Source organism: Streptomyces sp. NPDC054847 (assembly GCF_053610925.1).
In genome coordinates, this window is sequence record NZ_JBSGZJ010000664.1 from 1 (window position 1) to 2,639 (window position 2,639).

3 protein-coding genes are annotated in these 2,639 nt (G+C 72.7%); all 3 read right to left on the reverse strand.

What is annotated here, in order from left to right; genetic code table 11:
• Window positions 1–840 (reverse strand): FAD binding domain-containing protein (locus ACWGH4_RS33895; protein WP_453467617.1); only part of this gene is annotated, 840 nt, incomplete at its 3' end.
• Window positions 837–1,403: a 2Fe-2S iron-sulfur cluster-binding protein gene (locus ACWGH4_RS33900; protein WP_441264649.1), complete on the reverse strand. Its 567-nt coding sequence runs from the start codon at window positions 1,401–1,403 to the stop codon at window positions 837–839. The genes ACWGH4_RS33895 and ACWGH4_RS33900, both read right to left, overlap by 4 nt.
• Before the next feature lie 77 nt (window positions 1,404–1,480).
• Window positions 1,481–2,639 (reverse strand): FAD-dependent oxidoreductase (locus ACWGH4_RS33905; RefSeq protein WP_453467619.1); only part of this gene is annotated, 1,159 nt, incomplete at its 5' end.

Sequence of the window (2,639 nt, forward strand, 5' to 3'; positions counted from 1 at the left end):
GGCGAGCAGTTCCGCCGCCCTTCGGGCCCGCCACGGCCGGTGGGCGAGGCCGCCGAACGCCAGCCCCACGTGCCGGACCCGGCCGTCCTCGACGGCGAGGACCGCGGCGACGGAGACCAGGGCGAAGGCGTACGAGGCACGGTCGCGGGCCTTGCGGTACGCGGACCGCGCCCCGGTGGGCACGGGCGGCAGCTCCACGCCCGTGATCAGCTCGCCGGCCCGCAGCTCGGTGTCCACGTCGGGGCGGTCACCGGGCAGCCGGTGGAAGTCGCTGACCGCCAGCGACCGGTCCCCGTCGGTGGAGTGCAGATGGACCGTGGCGTCGAACGCGGCGAGGGCGACCGCCATGTCGGAGGGGTGAGTGGCGACGCAGTGCTCCGAGTGCCCCAGCACGGCGAGGTCGCGGTGGACACCCTCCCGTGCGGGGCAGCCGGTGCCCGGCGCGCGCTTGTTGCAGGGCTTGGAGATGTCCTGGAAGTAGGTGCAGCGGGTGCGCTGGAGCAGGTTCCCGCCGGTGGTCGCCGCGTTCCGCAACTGCCCGGAGGCCCCGGAGAGAAGCGCCTGCGACAGCGCGAAGTAGCGCGTCCGGACGGCCGGATGGGCCGCGAGGTCGCTGTTGCGCACGGCGGCGCCGATGAGGAGCCCGCCCCCCGGCACGCCCTCCACCGTGCCGAGCGGCAGCCTGCTGACGTCGATGAGCACGTCGGGCGTCGCGACGCCCAGCTTCATCAGGTCGACGAGGTTGGTGCCGCCGGCGAGGTACTGCGCTCCGGTGTGCGCGGCGTACGCGGCGACGGCCTCGGCGGCCGTGCCGGGTCGGACATAGGCGAAGGGTTTCACGGTGTCACGTCCTCGATGGCCGCCACGATGTTGGGGTAGGCGCCGCAGCGGCACAGATTGCCGCTCATGCGTTCACGGATCTCACCGGGTGTGAGGGTGACGGGTCCGTCCGCCCCCTCCCGCCGCCCGGTCACCAGCGACGGACGGCCGTCGGCCGCCTCCGCCAGCATCGCCACCGCCGAGCAGACCTGCCCAGGGGTGCAGTAGCCGCACTGGAGGGCGTCCCTGGCCACGAACGCCTCCTGCACGGGATGCAGTTCGCCGCCGGGGGCTAGGCCCTCGGCGGTGGTGATGTGCGCCCCGTCGTGGGACACGGCCGGCATCAGACAGCTGTTCACCCGCCGCCCGTCGGCGATGACGGTGCAGGAACCGCACTGGCCGTGGTCGCATCCCTTCTTCGGACCGGTCAGGTCCAGGTGCTCGCGCAGGGTGTCCAGGACCGTGGTGCGGTGGTCGAGCGTCAGCGTGTGACTGACGCCGTTGACGTGCAGGGTGACCGCGGAGCGATGGGCGTCCGCGACGGTCGTGGCGCCCGCGGTCCCCGGTCGGCTGGTCGGTTCCACGCCGCAACCTTTCCCGTCGGATGACATGTTTCGCTCTATTTCCTACCAGCCTGCGGGGCAATGCGCGGTTCGGCCGCTCATGAGCCCTCCGGCCCGTCCACGTTCCGCCGTTCGAGCGGCCGCAGCGCCGGGCCCTCCAGTACGGAGCCGTCGACACCGAACCGGGAGCCGTGGCAGGGACAGTCCCAGCTTCGCTCCGCCTCGTTGAACGCCACCAGGCAGCCCAGGTGGGTGCAGCGGGCCGACACCGCGTGGCACACCCCTTCGTCGTCGCGGTACACGGCGCAGCGCTGCCCGTGCAGACGTACGACCGCGCCCGTGCCCGGTTCGATGTCGGAGGCGGAGTCCACATGGGTGGTGCGCAGCCGGTCCCCGACGAAGTGCTTGCCGATCTCGGCCTGCTGGGAGAGCAGGGTGGGGACCTCCCGCAGGGTGCTCCGGATCCGCCGGGGATCGTAGAGGCCGGCCCACGGGGCCTTGACGGCGCAGATCAGGCCCGCCAGCAGCCGCCCCGCCAGCACGCCGCTGCTCATGCCCCAGCCGCCGAAACCCGTGGCGACATAGGTGTGCTCGGCACCCGGATGGAAGGGCCCGATCAGCGGCACGGTGTCGCTCGAGTCGTTGTCCTGCGCCGCCCAGCGGTACATGGTCTCCTCCACCGGGAAGTGCGTGTGCATCCACTCGTCGAGGCGCTCGATCCGCTCGGGGACGTCCGCCGTGCCGGGGGTGAAGGTCTCCCCGGTCACGATCAGCAGCCGGCGGCCGTCGCCGAGCGGGGCCGTGCGCACCGACCGTTTGGCGCCTTCCTCGCAGATGTACATCCCGGCCGGGTCACGGTCGGCCGGCAGCGCCGCGGCCACCACCAGCTCGCGGCGCGGCGACATCCGGGCGAACAGCAGCGCCCGGTCGAACACGGGGAAGTGCGTGGCGATCACGACATCGCGCGCGGTCACCGTCCGGCCGCTTTCCGTGGTGAGCCGGCAGGGCGAGCCCTCGTGCAGTCCGGTGACCCGGGTCCGCTCGTAGATCCTGTTGCCGTAGGCGGTGAGGTCCCGTGCCAGACCGAGGAGGTACTTGCGCGGATGGAACTGTGCCTGCTCCTCCATCCGTACCGCTCCGGCGACGTCGAAGGGCAGCCCGGTGTCCTCGACGTACGAGGCATCCAGGCCCGCCTCCGCGGCGGCCTCGGCCTCCGCCCTGAGGGCGGAGCGCTGAGCGTCGTCCCGTGAGTAGACG